Genomic DNA, 19,258 nt, shown 5'->3' with positions numbered 1-19,258 from the left:
CCGGGCTGGATTGCGGGCTGGCTTTCGCTGCCCGCCATTCTGCTGCTGAGTATTCCCTTTATTACGCTGGTTAGCGTCACGCCCTGGCGCCATTTGCAGCTAGCCTGGCGGGACGACAACGCCATCGCGATTTCAATGGGGCTGGGGTTACTGGCGCTGGGGATCATTATCCTGATCGGCGTCCCGGTGGCGTGGTGGTTGTCGCAAGCCAGCGGACGTAAACGGATAATCGGCGAACTGCTGGTGATGATCCCACTTCTGACGCCGCCGCTAGCAATGGGGATTTTGCTGGTCTCGGCGTTCGGGCCCTACGGCGTTTTTGGTCGGTGGCTTTCAGTGCTTGGCGCAACGCTCGTCAACAACCCGGCCGCGTTTGTGCTGGCGCAGGTTTATGGTGCCCTGCCTTACTTTATCGTCGTGGCGCGATCCGCCTTTGCTACGGTACCGAAAAGCATTCTTGAAGCGGGGCAAACGCTGGGCGCATCAGGCTGGAATCGTTTTCGCTTTTTGACGCTACCGCTGGCATTACCCGGGCTGGCCTCCGCCGTAACGCTCGCCTGGGTCCGCGCGGTGGGGGAATTTGGCATAGTGATGATCTTTGCTTATTTCCCGCAGGGTATTCCGGTGAAGCTCTATACCAATCTGCAAAACGACGGCGTGGATGCGGTCTATACCCTGCTGTGGATGCTACTTATCGTGACGCTTCCCCTGCCGATGGTCTGCTTCGTACTGGGCAAACGGGCGGCAAGGGAGCAACGTCGCTAGCGAGCCAGCAACCTGACCTCTACCGGTTTCTGGCGTAGCCAGAAGCCTAACACCAACCCCACCAGCGACAACGCCAGCACGTACCAGGCAGGTGCCATCGGCGAGACGCCCATCAACAGCGTGACCGCAATAGGCGTCAGCCCGCCAAAAATCGCGTAGGAAACGTTGTATGAAAACGAGATTCCGGTAAACCGCACTTCTGCCGGAAACGATCTGACCATCACATACGGCACCGCTCCCACCACGCCGACGCACAGCCCCACTAAGCCGTACAGCATAAAAAGATGGGCAGAAGAGAGAGCTGCCAGGTGATAGAACGCCCAGCTCGAGGCCGCGAGCAGCAGGCTGCCAATAATAAAGGTACGGCTCGCACCGAATTTATCGACCGCCAGCCCCGCCAGCAAACAGCCCACACACAGCATAATGGTCGCAAGACTGTTGGCCTGAAGCGTCAGCGCAGGCGCAAAACCGTAATGCTTTTGCAGCCACACCGGCGACATCAAAATCACCACCACAATCCCCGCCGACAGCAGCCAGGTCAGCAGCATCGACACGACCACCGCCTTCTGATGCTTCACGACTACCGATTTCACGGGCAGCTCCTGCGCCAGCTGCTTGCGCTGCTGCATCTCAAGAAAGATCGGCGTCTCCTGCAGCCAGCGGCGCAGATACATCGCCACCAGGCCGAAAGCGCCGCCGAGCAGGAAAGGAATTCGCCAGCCGCCGTCATGAATAGCTTGCTGAGTCAGGCTGGTATTGATAAGCGTTGCCACGACAGATCCCAGCAAAATGCCTACCGTTAAACCAGCCGTCAGCGTGCCGCAGGCAATGCCAATACGCTGTGTGGGCACGTGCTCGGCCACAAACACCCATGCTCCAGGCACTTCACCGCCGATAGCGGCCCCCTGGAGCACGCGCATCAACAGTAAAAGCAGAGGTGCTACGATGCCCACCGAAGTGTAGGTTGGCAGCAAGCCAATCAGCAGCGTTGGCACCGCCATCAGCAGAATGCTCAGGGTGAACATTTTCTTGCGACCAACCAGATCGCCGAAGTGCGCCATGATGATGCCACCCAGCGGACGAGCCAGGTAGCCAGCTGCGAAGATGCCGAAGGTCTGCACCTGGCGTAGCCATTCCGGAATATCGGCCGGGAAGAAAAGCTCGCCGACGACCGCAGCAAAGAAAACGAAGATGATGAAATCATAAAACTCCAGCGCGCCGCCGAGGGCGGCCAGCGTCAGGGTTTTATAATCCTGTCGGTTGAGAGGTCTTGCAGAAGAGGACATAGCGGGCCATTTGTTTTAATTGATTTACAGTTTTCGTAAAGAAAAAATTACTACAGCGTAAATCATCGGTCAATCCGTGGCCCACAAAGGTTATGTCATAAATACACTATCTTCAGGAGATTGTTTCACGGCGGGCGCTTTTAGGGCGGAATGCCGCAACCACCTGCTCGTCTGTCTCCACGTACGGCCCCTCAAGAAGCTGTACACAATACGGTACACTTGCAAAAATACCGTGCACCAACACCTTGCCGTTTTCATCCTTCACGCCTTCGAGCGTTTCCTGAATGGATTTTGGCTGGCCCGGCAGATTGAGGATTAAAGCCTGTTTACGAATCACACCCACCTGGCGGGACAGGATCGCCGTCGGTACAAAGTGCAGGCTAATCTGGCGCATCTGCTCACCGAAGCCCGGCATTTCACGATCGGCAATCGCAAGCGTGGCGTCTGGCGTCACGTCGCGGCGCGCAGGCCCGGTGCCACCGGTGGTCAGCACCAGATGGCAGCTCATTTCGTCCACCAGCTCACACAGCGTCTGCTCAATGATCGCCTGCTCATCCGGGATCAGCCGCGTCTGCAATTCGAAGGGTGAAGTCAGTGCGCGAGCAAGCCAGGCTTCCAGCGCAGGGATGCCTTTATCCTGGTAAACGCCGCTTGAGGCGCGATCGGAAATGGAAACAAGGCCAATGCGAAGAGTATTCATATCAATTCCGTTAAAAAAAGGCGGTTAAGCGGAATGATACACGCAGAAAGGAAAGGGAGACAAACGAAGGCGGGAATAGGTGGCCGGGAGCCCGGCCACGCGGAATATGATTACAGCAGGTCGCCGATCATTTTTTCCAGTTTTTCCTGGTCGATAGCAAACTTACGGATACCTTCCGCCAGTTTGTCTACCGCCATTGGATCCTGGTTGTGCTGCCACAGGAACTGAGATTCAGTAATGCGTTCCGGACGCGCTTTCACTTCACCGGTGTAAACCAGTTTACGCTCGATGGCACCGTCAGCTTCGGCCAGCTCTTTCAGCAACGCAGGCGCGATGGTCAGACGATCGCAGCCAGCCAGTTCCAGGATCTCGCCAACGTTACGGAAGCTTGCGCCCATCACGACGGTTTCATAGCCGTGCTGTTTGTAGTAGCTGTAGATTTCAGATACGGATACCACGCCTGGATCTTCTGCCGGAGCATACTCTTTCTTATCCGTGTTGGCTTTGTACCAGTCGAGGATACGGCCCACAAACGGGGAGATCAGGAACACGCCCGCTTCTGCGCAAGCACGAGCCTGAGCGAAGGAGAACAGCAGGGTCAGGTTACAGTTGATGCCTTCTTTTTCCAGCTGCTCGGCGGCGCGGATGCCCTGCCAGGTGGAAGCCAGCTTGATCAGAATACGGTCGTTGCTGATGCCCGCATCGTTGTACAGCTTGATCAGGTGTTTTGCTTTGGCGATAGAGCCTTCGGTGTCGTAGGAGAGACGCGCGTCAACTTCAGTAGAGATACGGCCAGGGATCAGCTTGAGGATCTCCAGACCGATGTTCACGGCCAGCTTGTCGGTCGCGTCAACAATCTGCTGCTCGCGGTTGCTGCTCTGATCTTTCGCCCAGGCAATCGCTTCATCAATCAGCTTGCGGTATTCCGGGATCTGAGCCGCGCCCAGAATCAGAGAAGGGTTGGTTGTCGCATCCTGAGGCTGATACAGCTTCATTGCCGCGATGTCTCCGGTGTCAGCCACTACGGTTGTGTACTGACGCAGGGAGGTCAATTTATCCGTCATGATAGTGTTTCTCTTTAAACAGCTGTTAGGGGGATGTAACCGGTCTGCTCACGATGATATCACGCCCCGGTGTCAGCGCAACCGCGGACGGAACAAGAGCGCAGAGTATGATAAACTCAGATTATTCGCTGGCTACCCGATAATGGATTGTCTAAAAAATGGTAGCGCTTACACTGGTCTTTGGCATCGAAGAAGGACATTAAATGCCTGAGTTTCTCTCTTTTATCAATGACATACTCTGGGGCTCGGTAATGATTTACCTGCTGCTCGGCGCCGGGGTGTGGTTTACCTGGCGAACGGGGTATATCCAGTTTCGCTATCTTCGCCATTTTCGCAAAAGCCTTCAGCGCAGCGTCTCTCCGCAGCCAGACGGCCTGACCTCCTTTCAGGCGCTTTGCACCAGCCTTGCGGCCCGTGTCGGCAGCGGCAATCTCGCCGGGGTAGCCATAGCCATTACGGCAGGGGGTCCAGGCGCGATATTCTGGATGTGGATGTCAGCGATTATCGGCATGGCAAGCAGCTTTGCCGAGTGCTCACTCGCCCAGCTCTACAAAGAGCGCGACGCCAACGGACAATTTCGCGGCGGCCCGGCCTGGTATATGTCCCGTGGCCTCGGGATGCGCTGGATGGGCGTGATGTTCTCTATTTTCCTGCTGCTCGCCTATGGTTTGATTTTCAATGTCGTGCAGGCCAATTCCGTTTCGAAGGCCCTGCACTTCGCGTTTAATTTACCCGGGTACGTCACCGGGCTGGCGCTCATGGCCTTAACGCTGCTGATTATCGTTCGCGGGTTGCGGGGCGTGGCGAAGCTGATGCAGTGGATGGTACCGGTAATGGCACTGACCTGGGTCGCCGCCAGCGTCCTGATAAGCCTCTGGCACCTCAATGAAATTCCGGCGATTATCGAAACCATTTTTCGCAGCGCCTTTGGCTGGCAGGAAGCGGCTTCCGGTGCGGTGGGATATACCATCAGCCAGGCGCTGACCGCGGGTTTTCAGCGCGGCATGTTCTCCAACGAAGCGGGCATGGGTTCGACGCCTAACGCAGCAGCGGCAGCGGCGTCATGGCCACCACACCCGGCAGCTCAGGGTATCGTGCAGATGATTGGCGTGCTGATTGATACGCTGGTAATTTGCACGGCCACGGCAATTGTCGTATTGCTCGCCGGGAATGAATCCACTCACGCCACGGTCAATGGCATTCAGCTGGTGCAAAAGGCGATGATGAATTTTGCCGGGGGCTGGGGGGCAGAATTCGTCGCGGTTATCGTCATGCTGTTCGCGTTCACTTCTATTGTCGCCAACTATATTTACGCTGAGAACAACCTGATTTATCTGCGGATGAACACGCCTCGCAACGTCTGGCTGCTGAGGGGCATCACCCTGCTGATGATAATGCTGGGCACGCTGCTGAGCGTGTCGGTGGTGTGGCAGTTCGCGGATATCATCATGGCACTGATGGCTATCACTAACCTGACCGCCATCCTGCTGCTTTCGCCAGTGGTGCGCATCATCGCCAGCGATTACCTGCGTCAACGCAAGCTTGGGGTAAAACCGGTGTTTGACCCGGCACGCTACCCGGAAATCGAGCGGCAGCTGGCAGCCGGTAGTTGGGATGATGTGCCACGCCAATAGCAGCCATCGATCCCTTCCGGGCCATTTTTTGCTAAAGTCTCGAAAAATGCCCGGAAGGACTGACTATGCTGATTCTGATTTCTCCTGCTAAAACGCTTGATTATCAAAGCGAGCTGCCAACATCGCGCTACACCCATCCCGAGCTGCTGGACTACTCCCAGCAGCTGATTGCCGTCGCGCGCAAACTCACTGCGCCCCAGATTGGCAAGCTGATGAGCATCAGCGACAAACTCGCGGATCTCAACGCCACCCGCTTCCACGACTGGCACCCGGATTTCACGCCGCAGAACGCACGCCCGGCGATCCTCGCCTTCAAAGGCGATGTTTACACCGGTTTGCAGGCGGAAGAGTTCAGCGAAGCAGATTTCGATTTTGCCCAGCAGCATCTGCGCATGCTTTCCGGCCTGTATGGCGTGCTTCGTCCACTCGATTTGATGCAGCCGTATCGCCTTGAAATGGGCATTCGACTTGAAAATGCCAAAGGCAAAGATCTCTATCACTTCTGGGGCGAGGTCATCACGAACAAGCTGAACGAAGCGTTAAAGGCTCAGGGCGACGATATCGTCATTAACCTGGCATCCGACGAATACTTCCGCGCGGTGAAGCCGAAAGCGTTGAACGGACAGATCGTCAAGCCGGTGTTCCTCGATGAGAAAAACGGCAAGTTCAAAGTCATCAGCTTCTACGCCAAAAAGGCGCGCGGTCTGATGAGCCGTTACATCATTGAAAACCGTCTGACCACGGTGGAACAGCTGAAGGGATTTGACAGCGAAGGCTATTTCTTTGACGAAGACGCCTCAACCCACGAAGAACTGGTGTTTAAGCGCCACGAACAGAAGTGAAAACGCCCCTCACCCACAGCGGGTGAGGGGCTGAAAAGTCAGTGGTGCCAGCCGTGGTTGTCATGATGATCGTCGTGATGATCGTGGCGATCGTCATGATGGTCATAATGCGGCCCCGGGCGTGGACGCCAGTGATTGTTGTAGCGCTCGTAGTGATTGTTCCACCAGCCATGATCGCGCCAGTGGCCGCCATCCCAGTAGTTGCCGCGGTTGTCCCGATCGCCAATCTGCAGTTTCACTGCCGGCACCAGCGTAATTTCAGAGGCGTGCACCACCGCCGGAGCCACCAGCATCATTGAAAGCGCCAGTAGTACAGGTTTCAGGTTTGACATAGGTTACTCCTTTCACAACTTTGCCCGTTATGGGTCGATGGAATGAGAGTAACCGTCAGGAAGCGGACTTGTTATTCTCCGCAATCCTAATCTCTAAGTGCCCGCATTTTATGGGAATTCCTGCGCATTTCCTGCTTATTCCCTCCGTAATTTCTCCACTTTTCAGCCATAAAAAAACCGGGGTCGCGCGAGGCTAACCCGGTTTCTTTTGAGCCCTGAAACGAACGTTACGCTTTTTCCATCATCAGCTTACGCAACGCCGCAAAGTCGGCTGGCAGATGATGAGAGAGCAGCGGCAGATCTGCGCGATCCGCCAGCGCTTTTGGCAATGGCAGTTTGGTATCCAGGATCGCCTCTACGCTCTCGATGAACTTAGCCGGGTGTGCGGTACCGAGGAACAGGCCATATTCGCCTGGGTTCAGCTGGTCACGCAGCGCGCGGTAAGCAATGGCTGCGTGTGGCTCAGAAATATAGCCTTCGTCTTGCAGTTCGCGCATCGTCGCTTTGGTGGTTTCATCATCCACCGCCGCATAGCCAAGTTCGCTCAGGCGCCACACTTTACGACGGAACAATTCTTCCACTCGCGGCCAGTTGTTTGGCTGGCTGACGTCCATGGCGTTGGATAGCGTTGCCTGAGTAGCCTTCGGCTTCCAGCTGCCTTCCTGAAGGAAACGCGGCACGGTGTCGTTGGCGTTGGTGGCGGCAATAAAGCGTTTCACCGGCAGACCCAGCGATTTTGCCAGCAGGCCCGCCGTCAAATCGCCAAAGTTTCCGCTGGGGACGGAAATCACCAGCTGATTACGGGCTTCCTGCGGCAGCTGCGCAACGGCTTCGAAATAGTAGCAAATCTGCGCCAGCAGACGGCTAATATTAATCGAGTTAGCGGAGTTCAGGCCCAGCTCAGCTTTCAGCTCTTCGTCGTCGAAGGCCTGCTTGACCAGCGCCTGGCAGGCATCGAAATCGCCGTCAATCGCTACGGTTTCAATGTTGCCGCCGAGCGTACAGAACAGCTTTTCCTGCAACGGGCTGATTTTGCCGTTCGGGTAGAGGATCACAACGCGCACGTTTTTCAGGCCGTAAAACGCATGAGCAACCGCCGCGCCGGTATCACCGGAGGTAGCCGTCAGAATTGTGACAGGCTTTTCGCCGCTGATGTGCGTCAGCATTTGCGCCATAAAGCGGCCGCCGAAATCTTTAAACGCCAGCGTCGGGCCGTGGAACAGCTCCAGGCAGCCGACATCTTCCTGCACCTTTTTCACCGGAGCCGGGAAGGCAAACGCCGCACGCACGCGGGCTTCCAGCTCACTCTGCGGAATTTCATCGCCGATAAACGCCGACAGAATTTTGGCGCTGCGGGAAACGAAATCCAGCTTCAGCATCTCATCAACTTCAGTCAGGCTGAATTCTGGCAAATCGTGCGGAAAGAACAGGCCCTGATTTTTACCCAGCCCTTGCGTCACGGCCTGCGCGAAGCTGACCTGTTCGTTATGATCTTTTAAGTTATACAGTTTCATCGGTTATCCCACTACGCGTGCGCCCGCTGTATCCAGCCGACAAATATGAACGAAGCCTTCCTGATTTTGCAGATAGTGTTTACTGAGCCAGTCTGCGACTCGTTGGGCGGTGGCCGGGTTGTCGCACAGCGCGAACATCGTTGGCCCCGATCCCGAAATGCCGCTCGCCAGAGCGCCAATTTCCGCCACCGCCTGGCGCGCCTCGCCGAAGCCCGGCAGCAGTTTGGTGCGGTACGGCTCAGCGATAACATCTTTCATCAGTTTCGCTGCCAGCGCCGGCTGGCGGCTGTAACAGGCATGAATAAATCCAGCCAGATGGCGACCGTGGGCGATACAGTCCTGACGACGGTATTGCGCCGGTAGAATCGCACGAGCTTCCGCCGTTGAGACTTTGATTCCCGGATAGGCAAGCACCCACAGCCACTCGTCAAAGGCCGGAATTTGCTGGCTGATAATGCCGCTTTCCTCAAGCATGAGCTGAATGCCGCCAAGGAAGCACGGCGCGACGTTATCGTAATGCACGCTGCCGGAAATGCGCCCTTCCAGCTCGCCCATCAGCGCAAGCATTTTGTGATCGTTAAGCGGCTTGCCGCAATATTCGTTCATTGCCACCAGCGCGGCAACCACCGAGCAGGCGCTGGAGCCGAGGCCAGAGCCGATCGGCATATTCTTTTCGAGCGTCATCGCAACGGGCACGGTTTTGCCAATTTCCTGACAAAAGCGCTCCCAGCATTGATAAACAATGTTTTCCCGCGGTTCAACCGGCAGCTTGCTGGCAAAATGGCCGATGTTCTTCAGGCTGAAGGCATCTGCGGCCACCACTTCCACATTGTCACCAAGCAGCGTGCCATCCACCGGCGTTACCGCCGCACCCAGCACATCAAACCCCACGCTCATATTGGCGCTGGAGGCCGGGGCATAGACTTTCACCATCTTAAACTCCTAACTTCCAGGATAAGGTGCGTAACAGGTCAGCGAAGACCCCGGCAGCAGTCACGTCGTTACCCGCACCGTAACCGCGCAGCACGAGAGGCAACGGCTGATAATAGTGGCTGTAAAACGCCAGCGCGTTCTCGCCGTTTTTCACTTTATACAGGGGATCGTTGCCGTCCACTTCGGTAATTTTCACCCGGCACACGCCATCGTCCTCAATATTGCCGACGTAGCGCAGCACTTTACCCTCATCACGAGCTTTGGCAATGCGCGCGGCAAACTCATCGTCGAGCTGCGGCAGGCGCGCCATAAAGCTGTCGGTATCGCCGCTGTCATCGAAGCTTTCCGGCAGAACGGATTCCACAACGATGTCGCTTAGTTCAAGATGGCGGCCTGTTTCACGGGCCAGAATCAACAGCTTACGCGCCACGTCCATGCCGGACAGATCGTCCCGCGGGTCTGGCTCGGTATAACCCATCTCACGCGCCATTGTCGTCGCCTGTGAAAGGCTCATGCCTTCGTCAAGCTTACCGAAAATAAACGAAAGGGAGCCGGAGAGAATGCCGGAGAATTTTTGCAACTCGTCGCCCGCGTTCAGCAGGTTTTGCAGATTCTCAATGACCGGTAAGCCTGCGCCAACGTTGGTGTCATACAGGAATTTACGGCGCGACCCCGCCGCCGCCTGACGCAGCTCGTGATAGTAGTTCATCGACGAGGTATTCGCCTTTTTATTTGGCGTTACGACGTGGAAGCCTTCGCGCAGGAAATCAGCGTACTGATCGGCCACGGCCTGGCTGGAGGTACAGTCAACAATCACCGGGTTCAGCAGGTGATACTCTTTCACCAGGCGAATCAACCGGCCCAGATTAAACGGCTCTTTGGCTTCTGCCAGCTCGCTTTTCCACTCCTCCAGATTCAGGCCGTGGACGTTGGTCAGCAACGCGCGGGAGTTAGCCACGCCGCACACGCGCAGGTCGATGTGCTTATTCTTGAGCCAGCCCTGCTGGCGCTTCAGCTGCTCCAACAACGCACCGCCGACGCCGCCGACGCCAATCACGAACACTTCAATGACCTGATCGGTGTTGAACAGCATCTGGTGAACAACGCGTACACCGGTAACGGCATCATCGTTGTTTACCACAACGGAAATGGAACGCTCTGAAGAGCCCTGAGCAATGGCCACAATGTTGATGTTAGCGCGAGCCAGTGCCGCAAAGAATTTCGCCGAAATGCCGCGCAGAGTGCGCATACCATCGCCGACAACGGAGACAATCGCCAGACGCTCCATGATGGACAGCGGTTCCAGCAACCCTTCTTTCAGTTCGAGATAAAACTCATCTTCCATAGCCCGCTTTGCGCGTCCGCTGTCGCTTTGCGGCACGCAGAAGCTGATGCTGTATTCAGAAGAAGACTGGGTAATCAGCACGACAGAAATCCCGGCGCGAGACATGGTGGCAAAGACGCGGGCCGCCATGCCAACCATTCCCTTCATGCCCGGGCCTGAGACGTTGAACATCGCCATATTGTTCAGGTTAGAAATGCCCTTCACCGCCAGACCGTCTTCGTTGTGGCTGGCGCCGATAAGCGTGCCCGGCGCCTGTGGATTGCCGGTATTTTTAATCAGACAAGGGATCTGGAACTGAGCGATGGGCGCGATCGTGCGGGGGTGCAGCACCTTTGCGCCGAAGTAGGAAAGCTCCATTGCTTCCTGATAGGACATGGATTTCAGCAAGCGCGCGTCCGGCACCTGGCGCGGGTCGCAGGTGTATACACCGTCCACGTCGGTCCAGATTTCACAGCAGTCCGCACGCAAACAGGCCGCGAGCACGGCAGCAGAGTAATCAGACCCGTTACGGCCCAGCACCACCAGCTCGCCTTTGTCGTTCCCGGCGGTAAAGCCCGCCATCAGAATCATATGATCTGCCGGGATCTGGCTCGCTGCAATGCGACGGGTGGATTCCGTAATATCGACAGTGGATTCAAGATAGTGACCGACGGCAAGCAGTTTTTCGACCGGGTCAATCACGCTGACTTTGTGTCCGCGCGCTTCGAGCAGGCCTGCCATAATGGCGATGGACAGCTTCTCACCGCGGCAAATCAGCGCGGCGTTGACGCCATCAGGACACTGGCCCAGAAGGCTCACGCCGTGCAGCACATGTTTGATCTGGGCAAACTCCTGCTCAACAAAACCTTTGAGCTGGGCATGAGGAAAACCGGGCTGGAGATCGGCCAGCCCCTGAAGCAGGTCAGCAAAAATACGTTCACCATCAGCAATATTCGGGAGGGCATCCTGACCGCCAATGGTTTTTTCAATCATCGCGACCAGATGGTTGGTGATTTTGGCCGGGGCAGAAAGCACGGTAGCCACCTGCCCCTGCCTGGCATTACTTTCCAGAATATCGGCAACGCGCAGAAAGCGTTCTGCATTTGCCACTGATGTACCGCCGAACTTCAAGACTCGCATGGTTTACCCCTTGATCTTTGGTCGAAAAAAAAGCCCGCACTGTTCAGGTGCGGGCTTTTTTCTGTTTTTCCTGTACGCGTCAGCCCGCACCGATACCTGTGGTAATGGTGGTGGTAATAATGGTTGTCATGCGGCTGATGCGAATCATGGATGTTGTGTGCTCTGTTATTTTACTTGTCTGTCGTCTGCCTATATTGGTTAAAGGATTGGCCTGGTTAAGTCAACGAATTTTTACATTCGTCACGTTTTGTCACCCAATCAGGCTTCGCCCCTTAAGCGCTGTTAATCCCTCACATTCTCTGGCAGCAATCCAGGAGACAGCAGATATATCCATAAGAAAAACTTACGGCAGCACGTTAGTCGGCGATATTTTTTTCGATATCGTGCAGCAAACGGTGCAGCATAGCTGTGTCACGTTGGCCAAGCAGGCCAAGACGCTGCTGTAACCAGTCGGCAAGCTTCATGTCATCAGCAACCTGAAGTTTTGAGAGCAACGCCATTACTCTGAGCCGCAAAGCCTGCAGCTGGTTTTCATTATTTTCTGGCACGGGCGCAGCGGGCATTTGGGTAAGCGCCGAAAGCTGATAGCAGAAGACCATCACGGCCTGCCCCAGGTTCAGCGACGGATAATCAGCCACCATCGGCACACCGGTGAGTATATCTGCGAGAGCCAGTTCGTCGTTGGTTAACCCGGAGTCTTCACGGCCAAACACCAGCGCGGCATGGCCCATCCACTGTGACTTTTCCTGAAGGATAGGCACCAGTTCCTGCGGCGTCGCGTAATAATGGAACCGGGCACGGCTGCGGGCCGTGGTTGCGACGGTGAAATCAACGTCGTGCAAAGCATCGGCCAGCGTCGGGAAGGTTTTGATGTTATCGAGGATATCACCGGAGCCATGAGCCACCCATTGTGCCGCAGGTTCAAGGTGCGCCTCACTGTCGACGATTCGCATCTCCGTAAAGCCCATGGTTTTCATAGCCCGGGCTGCCGCACCGATATTTTCGGCTCTTGCTGGCGAAACCAGCACAATTGATAAGCGCATGTAATCTTCTCTTTTTTACTCTGTAACGACCACAATGTGATGCACATCATCATATTGCGCGCCGCGAATTTACTTAGTTGCAACAAAAAACGCCGAAATGGTGTTTCATAACATATCAATAAGACTAAACTATTACTTGAGAATCCTCTGAGGGCATATGTTAACAGAAGCTATATATCATCATGTTCTGTCAGGGTATTTGAATCCAGGTTACCACTCCTCTTTTGGATTCATTCTGCTAATCAGTTTATGATTGCAATCAATTGAGTTGTTGAAATTTTGTGACAAACGCTAGCATTTAGATGCGAGGATTTCACAAGACTGTTAACGTGCTACAATTGAACTTGATATATGTCAACGAAGCGTAGTTTTATTGGGTGTCAGCCATCTCTGAGCCTGTTATGTTGCTGTTAAAATGGTTAGGATGACAGCCGTTTTTGACACTGTCGGGTTCAGAGGGAAAGTACCCACGACCAAGCTAATGATGTTGTTGACGTTGATGGAAAGTGCATCAAGAACGCAATTACGTACTTTAGTCATGTTATGCCTGGCATGTTAATTTTCGACATGCAGCAGGCGGGTCAGGGACTTTTGTACTTCCTGTTTCGATTTTAGTTGGCAATTTAGGTAGCAAACATGCAGACCCCGCACATTCTTATCGTTGAAGACGAGTTGGTAACACGCAACACGTTAAAAAGTATTTTCGAAGCAGAAGGTTACGATGTGTTCGAAGCCACCGATGGCGCGGAAATGCATCAGATCCTGTCTGAAAATGATGTCAACCTGGTCATCATGGATATCAATTTGCCGGGCAAAAATGGCCTGCTGCTGGCGCGTGAACTGCGTGAGCAAGCCAACGTCGCCCTGATGTTCCTGACCGGTCGTGACAACGAAGTCGATAAAATCCTCGGCCTGGAAATCGGCGCAGACGATTATATCACTAAGCCATTCAACCCTCGTGAACTGACCATTCGTGCACGTAATCTGCTCTCCCGTACCATGAACCTCGGTACCGTGAGCGAAGAGCGTCGCAGCGTGGAAAGCTACAAGTTCAACGGGTGGGAGCTGGATATTAACAGCCGCTCGCTGATCAGTCCTAACGGCGAACAGTACAAGCTGCCGCGCAGTGAATTCCGCGCCATGCTGCACTTCTGCGAAAACCCGGGCAAGATCCAGTCACGCGCTGAACTGCTGAAGAAAATGACGGGCCGCGAGCTGAAGCCGCATGACCGTACGGTTGACGTGACCATTCGTCGCATCCGTAAACACTTCGAATCCACGCCGGATACGCCGGAAATCATCGCCACGATTCACGGCGAAGGTTACCGTTTCTGCGGTGAGCTGCAGGAATAATCGTTCCGAATTGTTGATGAAAAACGGCGCCAGGCGCCGTTTTTTTTCGCCCTTTACTTATTCCACGGCATGATTGGCACCGCACTGATGGCATTTTTCGGTGAACCGTCAACCACTTTGTCCGAGTAGGTCAGGTACACCAGCGCGTTCCGTTTGGCATCATAGAACCGCACCACCTGCAGTTTCTTAAACACCAGCGAAGTGCGTTTCTGGAAGACGACTTCACCTTCAGTTTTACCTTTCTTAATTTTCTCACTGAGCTCAATCGGCCCAACCTGCTGACAGGAGATTGCCGCGTCAGAGGTATCTTCCGCCAAACCCAGCCCGCCTTTAATACCGCCCGTTTTCGCCCGGCTGATATAGCAAGTGACATTCTGCACGTCCGGATCGTCAAATGCCTCGACGACAATCTTGTGATCCGGGCCGATCATCTTGAACACCGTATCGACGGAGCCAATCTGTTCCGCGTGAGCCGCGCTTCCTGCCAGCGCGAGCAGGAAACCCGTAATTAATTGCTTGTATTTCATATTGTTACCATTTCTGAACGTGCCATTAAGCCATTATTCGAGAATGAAGAAGAAAGTGTTTATAGATCACAGCTTTACAAAAATCACCCTCGTTTCGAATCTTTGATCGCACTTTTGAGCAAAAAAAACACCGAATGCTAAAACATCAAAAAGTGCTACTATCCGCTACCCTAGTTACAGGCACTTGCGAAAGGATGAGGACATTATATGGATCAGGCTGGGATTATTCGCGATCTTCTTAGTTGGCTTGAAGGGCATCTCGACCAACCTTTGTCTCTGGATAACGTGGCGGCAAAAGCGGGCTATTCCAAGTGGCACCTGCAAAGAATGTTTAAGGACGTTACCGGTCACGCTATCGGCGCCTACATTCGCGCCCGTCGTCTGTCCAAATCAGCTGTCGCCCTGCGCCTCACCGCACGTCCGATTCTGGATATTGCCCTGCAATACCGGTTTGACTCGCAGCAAACCTTCACCCGCGCGTTCAAAAAGCAGTTCAATTTGACGCCAGCGCTCTATCGTCGCTCGCCGGACTGGAATTCCTACGGCATGCGTCCGCCCTTGCGTCTGGGTGAATTTACGATGCCAAAATATGAGTTCATCACCCTGCCGGAAACCCATCTGGTCGGCGTGACCCAGAGCTATACCTGTAAGCTGGAAGAAATTTCAGCATTCCGCCAGCAAATGCGCGGCCAGTTCTGGCGCGAGTTCCTCGGCAATTCACCATCAATTCCACCGACGCTTTACGGTCTGCATGAACCCCGCCCAAGCCTTGAGCGAGACGATGAACAGGAAGTGTTCTACACCACCGCGCTGACTTCCGACATGGCTGACGGCCATTTGCAGGATGCCCAACCGGTGACGCTGGAAGGCGGTGAATACGTGATGTTCAGCTATGAAGGGCTGGGAAGCAGCTTGCAGGAATTTGTGCTGACGGTGTATGGCACATGCATGCCGATGCTCGGTCTGACGCGCCGTAAGGGTCAGGATATCGAACGCTTCTTCCCGGAGAAAGACGTGATGGATCAGGAACCGCCTATTCAGCTGCGCTGCGAATACCTGATCCCTATTCGTCGTTAACGCTGTAGCTCATCTAACGCAGGGGCGTCCAGATGCGTGACGTCACCTGCGGTCTCCACGATCCAGCCAGGCGCAAGCCACGGGCTTTGCTGATAATCCACTCGCGAAATCGAACAGTTACGCAGACGCAAACGACGCTCCGCATAAGCCGGTAAGCCGAGAATGGTGCTGACCAGACAGCCAAGCGCCATACCGTGACTCACCAACAGCGGACGGCTACCTTCCGGCAGCTCGAGGCAATCCTTCAGCGCCGCGTTCATCCTGTCGCCGAGCTCCTGCATAGATTCCCCTTCCGGGATACGTCCACCCGCCGTGCCATTGACCAGCGTACGACGCCAGCCCTCTTCTTCTTCCGTCAGGGAGTCAATAAGACGACGTTCAAGCACGCCCATATCGAGCTCGCGCAGGCGTGGATCATAGGTGACGCTACACCCGCAGGCTTCAGCGATAATCTCGGCGGTACGACGCGTACGGCCCAAATCACTTGCGATAATGTGAGTAATGCCGAGTGTGCGAACACGCTCTCCCACCTGCCAGGCCTGCTGCTCGCCCTTTTGGGTCAAAGGACTGTCAGACTGGCCCTGAATACGTCGCTCGGCGTTCCACTGCGTTTCACCGTGGCGAACAAGGTATACCTGTAACATGCTAATTATCCGTTATACTGCGATGATGATTTTTTGTCGTAAGTGTACTGATTATGCACAATGTTGTCGTAGCTACCACCAATCCCGCCAAAATTAAGGCAATTACGCAGGCTTTTGCCGAGATCTTCGGCGAAGGATCCTGCCATATTGATGCCGTTTCCGTCGAGAGCGGCGTACCGGAGCAGCCTCACGGAAGTGATGAAACGCGCGCTGGCGCACGGAACCGGGTCGAAAATGCACGTCTTGTCAGACCAGATGCGGACTTTTGGGTAGCAATAGAAGCCGGTATTGACGAAGGAAGCACCTTCAGTTGGGTGGTAATCCATAGCCGTGAACAGCGTGGCGAGGCGCGTTCGGCAACGCTGCCGCTTCCTGATGTCATCCTTGAACGCGTGCGGGCGGGCGATGCCCTCGGTCCGGTTATGTCACATTACACGGGCATTGATGAAATTGGCCGCAAGGAAGGCGCGATTGGCGTGTTTACCGCGGGCAAACTGACCCGCAGCAGCGTTTATCATCAGGCGGTGATCCTGGCGCTTAGCCCTTTTCACAACGCCGTTTATCGCTGAGTCTTCGGCAGCGCCTGCTCCAGCCACTGGCGGAGCTCCGCTGGCGCTGATTTCAGGCTGTTCGAGCCACGGGTGATTGTCGCAATCCCCGCGCCGAGCTCGCTTTTCAACTCCCTCTGGCTCATTTCACCGCGCAGCAATTCTTCGATAATACGCACGCGCGTACCCAGCGCTTCACGCTCGTCCGGGGTCATCATCAAATTTAGCAGCGGCAGATGCAGATCGGCGGCAAACGCCTGGCGCATCAGCTCCACAAAACGGAGCCACTCCTGGTGGCGCTGTTCTGCGTTTTCGGCCGAGTATGGAGATTGTTGAGTCATGTTACGCCACCCTGTTGGGGCGGACGGCACCGGCCGCCCGCTGAATGTACTCTTTAACGAGTACAAGCATAACATACCGGAAGCAAATCAGTAACGCTGCTTCCACTCAACGTCGGTGAGGATCTGCGGTTTCTCGCCCATGAAATAACGATAGTACGCATCATAGGCCAGCACGTTTTTCACGTAACCACGCGTTTCCGAGAAGGGAATACTCTCGACAAACGCGGCGGCATCAAGGCGACCGGCGCTGTTTCCCTGCCAGGTTCTTACCCTGCCAGGACCGGCGTTGTAAGCCGCTGACGCATAGATGCGGTTGTTATTAAACTGCTGGTAAACGTACTCCAGATAGCGGGTACCAATGTTGATGTTGGTTTCAGGATCCAGCAGCTGATTCGGCCCGCCGTATCCCGGAATCGCGAACATCTTCACCGTATGCGTCGCGGTGCCCGGCATGATCTGCATCAGCCCCGTGGCACCCACCGGAGAACGCACTTTCGGGTTCCACGCGCTTTCCTGGCGGGCAATCGCCATGGCGTAGCTTTTGGTGATCGCTTTATCGCCGGTATAGCGAACGAAAAGATCTTTATACGCCAGCGGGAAACGCTCCTGGAGATTATCCCACAGCTTACCGGCAATTGTGGCCTGCACGCTGAGATCCCACCAGTCCTGATCGAATGCGTATTTCGCCAGCTGCCCCTGCTCGCTGCGGGTCCGGCTGCTCACCAGGTTCGCCCACTCCGCACGCGCAGTATTATCTAGGTTCCAGTACATGAGCTCACGCACACGGTTCATTTCCGGACCGTTAACCAACAGCGGCGCAACGGTACCTTCCGGCTTCTCAACGCGAATGGGATACTCTTCCCCCAAACGCTGGGCCGCCACCATCGGGTAGAATCCGCGCTGCTGCATCAGCGAGTGCAGAATATCTTTCGCTTCCTGCTCGCGCCCGCGCTCCATCAGCAGATCGGCCTGCCAGTAGCGCCACTCGTCCTTCTCTTTGGCATCCATTGGCAAACGCGCAAGCCAGGTATTGAGGCCACGACGATCGCCGTTGCCGATAGCCATACGCACGCGGCGCTCCACCAGCGACGTCGACTGCGAACGCATGATGGCATCATCGCGCCAGCGGGCCTGATCGTCGGTCACGTCGGTACCCATCAGCCGCCAGGCCACGATATCGCGCAGCTCCTGAGTCTGATCCTCGTTCAGCTTCTGCGCCTGCACCAGCTGTGGAATAAGCAGACGGGCGTTTTCCACATCCTGGCGCGCCACGCTGGTAAACGCGACTGCCGCCATCTGGCGAGTGAAATCGGTCGCACCGGTGCTTTGAGCGAAGCTCAGCACGCTGTTTGGGTTGTTGGCGAGGCTTATCACCGCCGCAGAAATAGTCTGGTAGTCTGGCGGCATCTGATTCGCCAGCGACGTCACCAGGCGAGTATTACCGGCCTGCATCGCCAGGCGAATACGTTCAAGATACGCCAGCGGATCCTGGGTTCCTGATGCGCGCCAGGCGCTGAATAAGTTGTCACAGGCATTTGGCTGATTTTTTCCGGTTAGCCACAAATCTTTCGCACCTGCCCAGGCATCCTGAGTCTGGCCCACGCTATATTTGGCGTAGTAGTAGTTACATTGCGCTTCGGTCGTGCCGGGCTTGTCCGGGCTGAACGCCAGCAGCCCTCGCCAGTCTTCCCGGCGAGCCAGCTCGTTCACAAAACGGTTTTTGAGCGTGCGTGCTGAGGGCAGCGTTGGGTTGGCCTGCACAAACTGACTCACGCTGAGCGCAGGTTCAGTCATCAAATCATCGGTGAGTTGGCGGTATTCAAGATAGGGATAGAGCGGGTAATCTTTCAGCGTCGGCATCAGTTGAGCAACGACGTCCATCTGACGGTTGTCCCAGGCCTGTTTAATCTGTGCATAACGGTTGCGCTGCTCGTCCAGTGAATCGGCGTGGACCGCACTGCTTACGGTCAGCAGACAGACGCCCGCAGCCAGAAGACGCCACGTCATGGGTTTAGCATTTTCCACATGCGCTCCTTAAAAAGTGTGTCAATGCAGCATCATGCCGCGTAAAAAAGCCGTGTCCGGTCAATCTCTTCATCCTGAAGGCTCAACGGCCACAGCCTCTCTTTATGCTAATCAGACAACCGGAATTGCGCCACGTTGCGGACACTTTTTTACCTTTATCGTTATC

Annotated in this window: 20 protein-coding genes and 1 other annotated feature; of the genes, 6 read left to right on the top strand and 14 right to left on the bottom strand. The window is 55.2% G+C overall.

Features of this window, described 5'->3' with window-relative positions:
• The first annotated feature begins 9 nt into the window (after nucleotides 1–9).
• The gene (locus AB1287_RS01360; protein ID WP_312626268.1) at nucleotides 10–765 is read left to right on the top strand and encodes a molybdate ABC transporter permease subunit; all 756 of its coding nucleotides are present in this window, start codon (nucleotides 10–12) and stop codon (nucleotides 763–765) included.
• On the opposite strand, the gene AB1287_RS01355 is transcribed toward AB1287_RS01360, so the two are convergent.
• The 3 genes from AB1287_RS01355 to tal form a co-directional block, all read right to left on the bottom strand.
• On the bottom strand, nucleotides 762–2,051 hold the full coding sequence (locus tag AB1287_RS01355; protein ID WP_435616721.1) for an MFS transporter: 1,290 nt from the start codon (nucleotides 2,049–2,051) through the stop codon (nucleotides 762–764). The two genes, AB1287_RS01360 and AB1287_RS01355, sit on opposite strands and share 4 nt — an antisense overlap.
• 112 nt (nucleotides 2,052–2,163) lie before the next feature.
• On the bottom strand, nucleotides 2,164–2,751 hold the full coding sequence (mog, locus tag AB1287_RS01350) for a molybdopterin adenylyltransferase (protein ID WP_312626037.1): 588 nt from the start codon (nucleotides 2,749–2,751) through the stop codon (nucleotides 2,164–2,166).
• Between the two features lie 110 nt (nucleotides 2,752–2,861).
• Nucleotides 2,862–3,815 carry a transaldolase gene (gene tal, locus AB1287_RS01345; RefSeq protein ID WP_312626035.1) on the bottom strand — a complete coding sequence of 318 codons (954 nt, stop codon included), beginning with the start codon at nucleotides 3,813–3,815 and terminating at the stop codon, nucleotides 2,862–2,864.
• A gap of 203 nt (nucleotides 3,816–4,018) precedes the next feature.
• Between tal and AB1287_RS01340 the strand changes: the two genes are divergently transcribed.
• On the top strand, nucleotides 4,019–5,449 hold the full coding sequence (locus tag AB1287_RS01340; RefSeq protein ID WP_435616720.1) for an alanine/glycine:cation symporter family protein: 1,431 nt from the start codon (nucleotides 4,019–4,021) through the stop codon (nucleotides 5,447–5,449).
• 65 nt (nucleotides 5,450–5,514) lie between these two features.
• The gene (gene yaaA, locus AB1287_RS01335; RefSeq protein WP_435616719.1) at nucleotides 5,515–6,291 is read left to right on the top strand and encodes a peroxide stress protein YaaA; all 777 of its coding nucleotides are present in this window, start codon (nucleotides 5,515–5,517) and stop codon (nucleotides 6,289–6,291) included.
• Nucleotides 6,292–6,329: 38 nt separating this feature from the next.
• On the opposite strand, the gene AB1287_RS01330 is transcribed toward yaaA, so the two are convergent.
• The 7 genes from AB1287_RS01330 to yjjY all read right to left on the bottom strand — a co-directional run bounded on the left by AB1287_RS01330 (nucleotide 6,330) and on the right by yjjY (nucleotide 13,117).
• The gene (locus tag AB1287_RS01330; protein ID WP_312626030.1) at nucleotides 6,330–6,623 is read right to left on the bottom strand and encodes a DUF2502 domain-containing protein; all 294 of its coding nucleotides are present in this window, start codon (nucleotides 6,621–6,623) and stop codon (nucleotides 6,330–6,332) included.
• Nucleotides 6,624–6,850: 227 nt separating this feature from the next.
• Complete coding sequence (thrC, locus tag AB1287_RS01325; RefSeq protein ID WP_435616718.1) at nucleotides 6,851–8,137, bottom strand: threonine synthase; 1,287 nt, start codon at nucleotides 8,135–8,137, stop codon at nucleotides 6,851–6,853.
• A 3-nt stretch (nucleotides 8,138–8,140) separates the two neighbouring features.
• Nucleotides 8,141–9,070 (bottom strand): homoserine kinase, encoded by a 930-nt coding sequence (gene thrB, locus AB1287_RS01320; RefSeq protein ID WP_435616717.1) that lies wholly within the window; start codon nucleotides 9,068–9,070, stop codon nucleotides 8,141–8,143.
• Between the two features lies 1 nt (nucleotide 9,071).
• Complete coding sequence (thrA, locus tag AB1287_RS01315; RefSeq protein ID WP_435616716.1) at nucleotides 9,072–11,534, bottom strand: bifunctional aspartate kinase/homoserine dehydrogenase I; 2,463 nt, start codon at nucleotides 11,532–11,534, stop codon at nucleotides 9,072–9,074.
• 23 nt (nucleotides 11,535–11,557) lie between these two features.
• Nucleotides 11,558–11,675 (bottom strand) — a sequence feature (Thr leader region).
• Nucleotides 11,614–11,682 carry a thr operon leader peptide gene (locus AB1287_RS01310; protein ID WP_110510873.1) on the bottom strand — a complete coding sequence of 23 codons (69 nt, stop codon included), beginning with the start codon at nucleotides 11,680–11,682 and terminating at the stop codon, nucleotides 11,614–11,616. Its footprint overlaps the feature before it by 62 nt.
• Nucleotides 11,683–11,890: 208 nt before the next feature.
• The gene (locus AB1287_RS01305; RefSeq protein WP_435616715.1) at nucleotides 11,891–12,577 is read right to left on the bottom strand and encodes a tRNA/rRNA methyltransferase; all 687 of its coding nucleotides are present in this window, start codon (nucleotides 12,575–12,577) and stop codon (nucleotides 11,891–11,893) included.
• Between the two features lie 399 nt (nucleotides 12,578–12,976).
• Nucleotides 12,977–13,117, bottom strand: a complete 141-nt coding sequence (yjjY, locus tag AB1287_RS01300; RefSeq protein WP_086870418.1) for a protein YjjY — start codon at nucleotides 13,115–13,117, stop codon at nucleotides 12,977–12,979.
• Between the two features lie 96 nt (nucleotides 13,118–13,213).
• Here yjjY and arcA point away from each other — a divergent pair, with 96 nt between their 5' ends.
• On the top strand, nucleotides 13,214–13,930 hold the full coding sequence (arcA, locus tag AB1287_RS01295; RefSeq protein ID WP_312626023.1) for a two-component system response regulator ArcA: 717 nt from the start codon (nucleotides 13,214–13,216) through the stop codon (nucleotides 13,928–13,930).
• A gap of 53 nt (nucleotides 13,931–13,983) precedes the next feature.
• On the opposite strand, the gene creA is transcribed toward arcA, so the two are convergent.
• Nucleotides 13,984–14,457: a protein CreA gene (creA, locus tag AB1287_RS01290; RefSeq protein ID WP_435616714.1), complete on the bottom strand. Its 474-nt coding sequence runs from the start codon at nucleotides 14,455–14,457 to the stop codon at nucleotides 13,984–13,986.
• Between the two features lie 207 nt (nucleotides 14,458–14,664).
• On the opposite strand from creA, the gene robA reads away from it, so the two are divergent.
• Nucleotides 14,665–15,534 (top strand): MDR efflux pump AcrAB transcriptional activator RobA, encoded by an 870-nt coding sequence (gene robA, locus AB1287_RS01285; protein WP_312626020.1) that lies wholly within the window; start codon nucleotides 14,665–14,667, stop codon nucleotides 15,532–15,534.
• Here the strand turns inward: robA and gpmB are convergent.
• On the bottom strand, nucleotides 15,531–16,178 hold the full coding sequence (gene gpmB, locus AB1287_RS01280; protein ID WP_312626019.1) for a 2,3-diphosphoglycerate-dependent phosphoglycerate mutase GpmB: 648 nt from the start codon (nucleotides 16,176–16,178) through the stop codon (nucleotides 15,531–15,533). The two genes, robA and gpmB, sit on opposite strands and share 4 nt — an antisense overlap.
• A 53-nt stretch (nucleotides 16,179–16,231) precedes the next feature.
• Between gpmB and yjjX the strand changes: the two genes are divergently transcribed.
• Nucleotides 16,232–16,747: an inosine/xanthosine triphosphatase gene (gene yjjX / locus AB1287_RS01275; RefSeq protein ID WP_435616713.1), complete on the top strand. Its 516-nt coding sequence runs from the start codon at nucleotides 16,232–16,234 to the stop codon at nucleotides 16,745–16,747.
• Here yjjX and trpR read toward each other — a convergent pair.
• Nucleotides 16,738–17,067: a trp operon repressor gene (gene trpR, locus AB1287_RS01270; protein WP_312626016.1), complete on the bottom strand. Its 330-nt coding sequence runs from the start codon at nucleotides 17,065–17,067 to the stop codon at nucleotides 16,738–16,740. The two genes, yjjX and trpR, sit on opposite strands and share 10 nt — an antisense overlap.
• An 87-nt stretch (nucleotides 17,068–17,154) precedes the next feature.
• Nucleotides 17,155–19,092: a murein transglycosylase gene (sltY, locus tag AB1287_RS01265; protein ID WP_435616712.1), complete on the bottom strand. Its 1,938-nt coding sequence runs from the start codon at nucleotides 19,090–19,092 to the stop codon at nucleotides 17,155–17,157.
• Between the last annotated feature and the right edge of the window lie 166 nt (nucleotides 19,093–19,258).

This window comes from Scandinavium sp. UTDF21-P1B (assembly GCF_040750395.1).
GTDB lineage: Bacteria > Pseudomonadota > Gammaproteobacteria > Enterobacterales > Enterobacteriaceae > Scandinavium.
The sequence above is the reverse complement of the archived record's forward strand: the minus strand, read 5'-3'. Positions and strand labels throughout refer to the sequence as shown.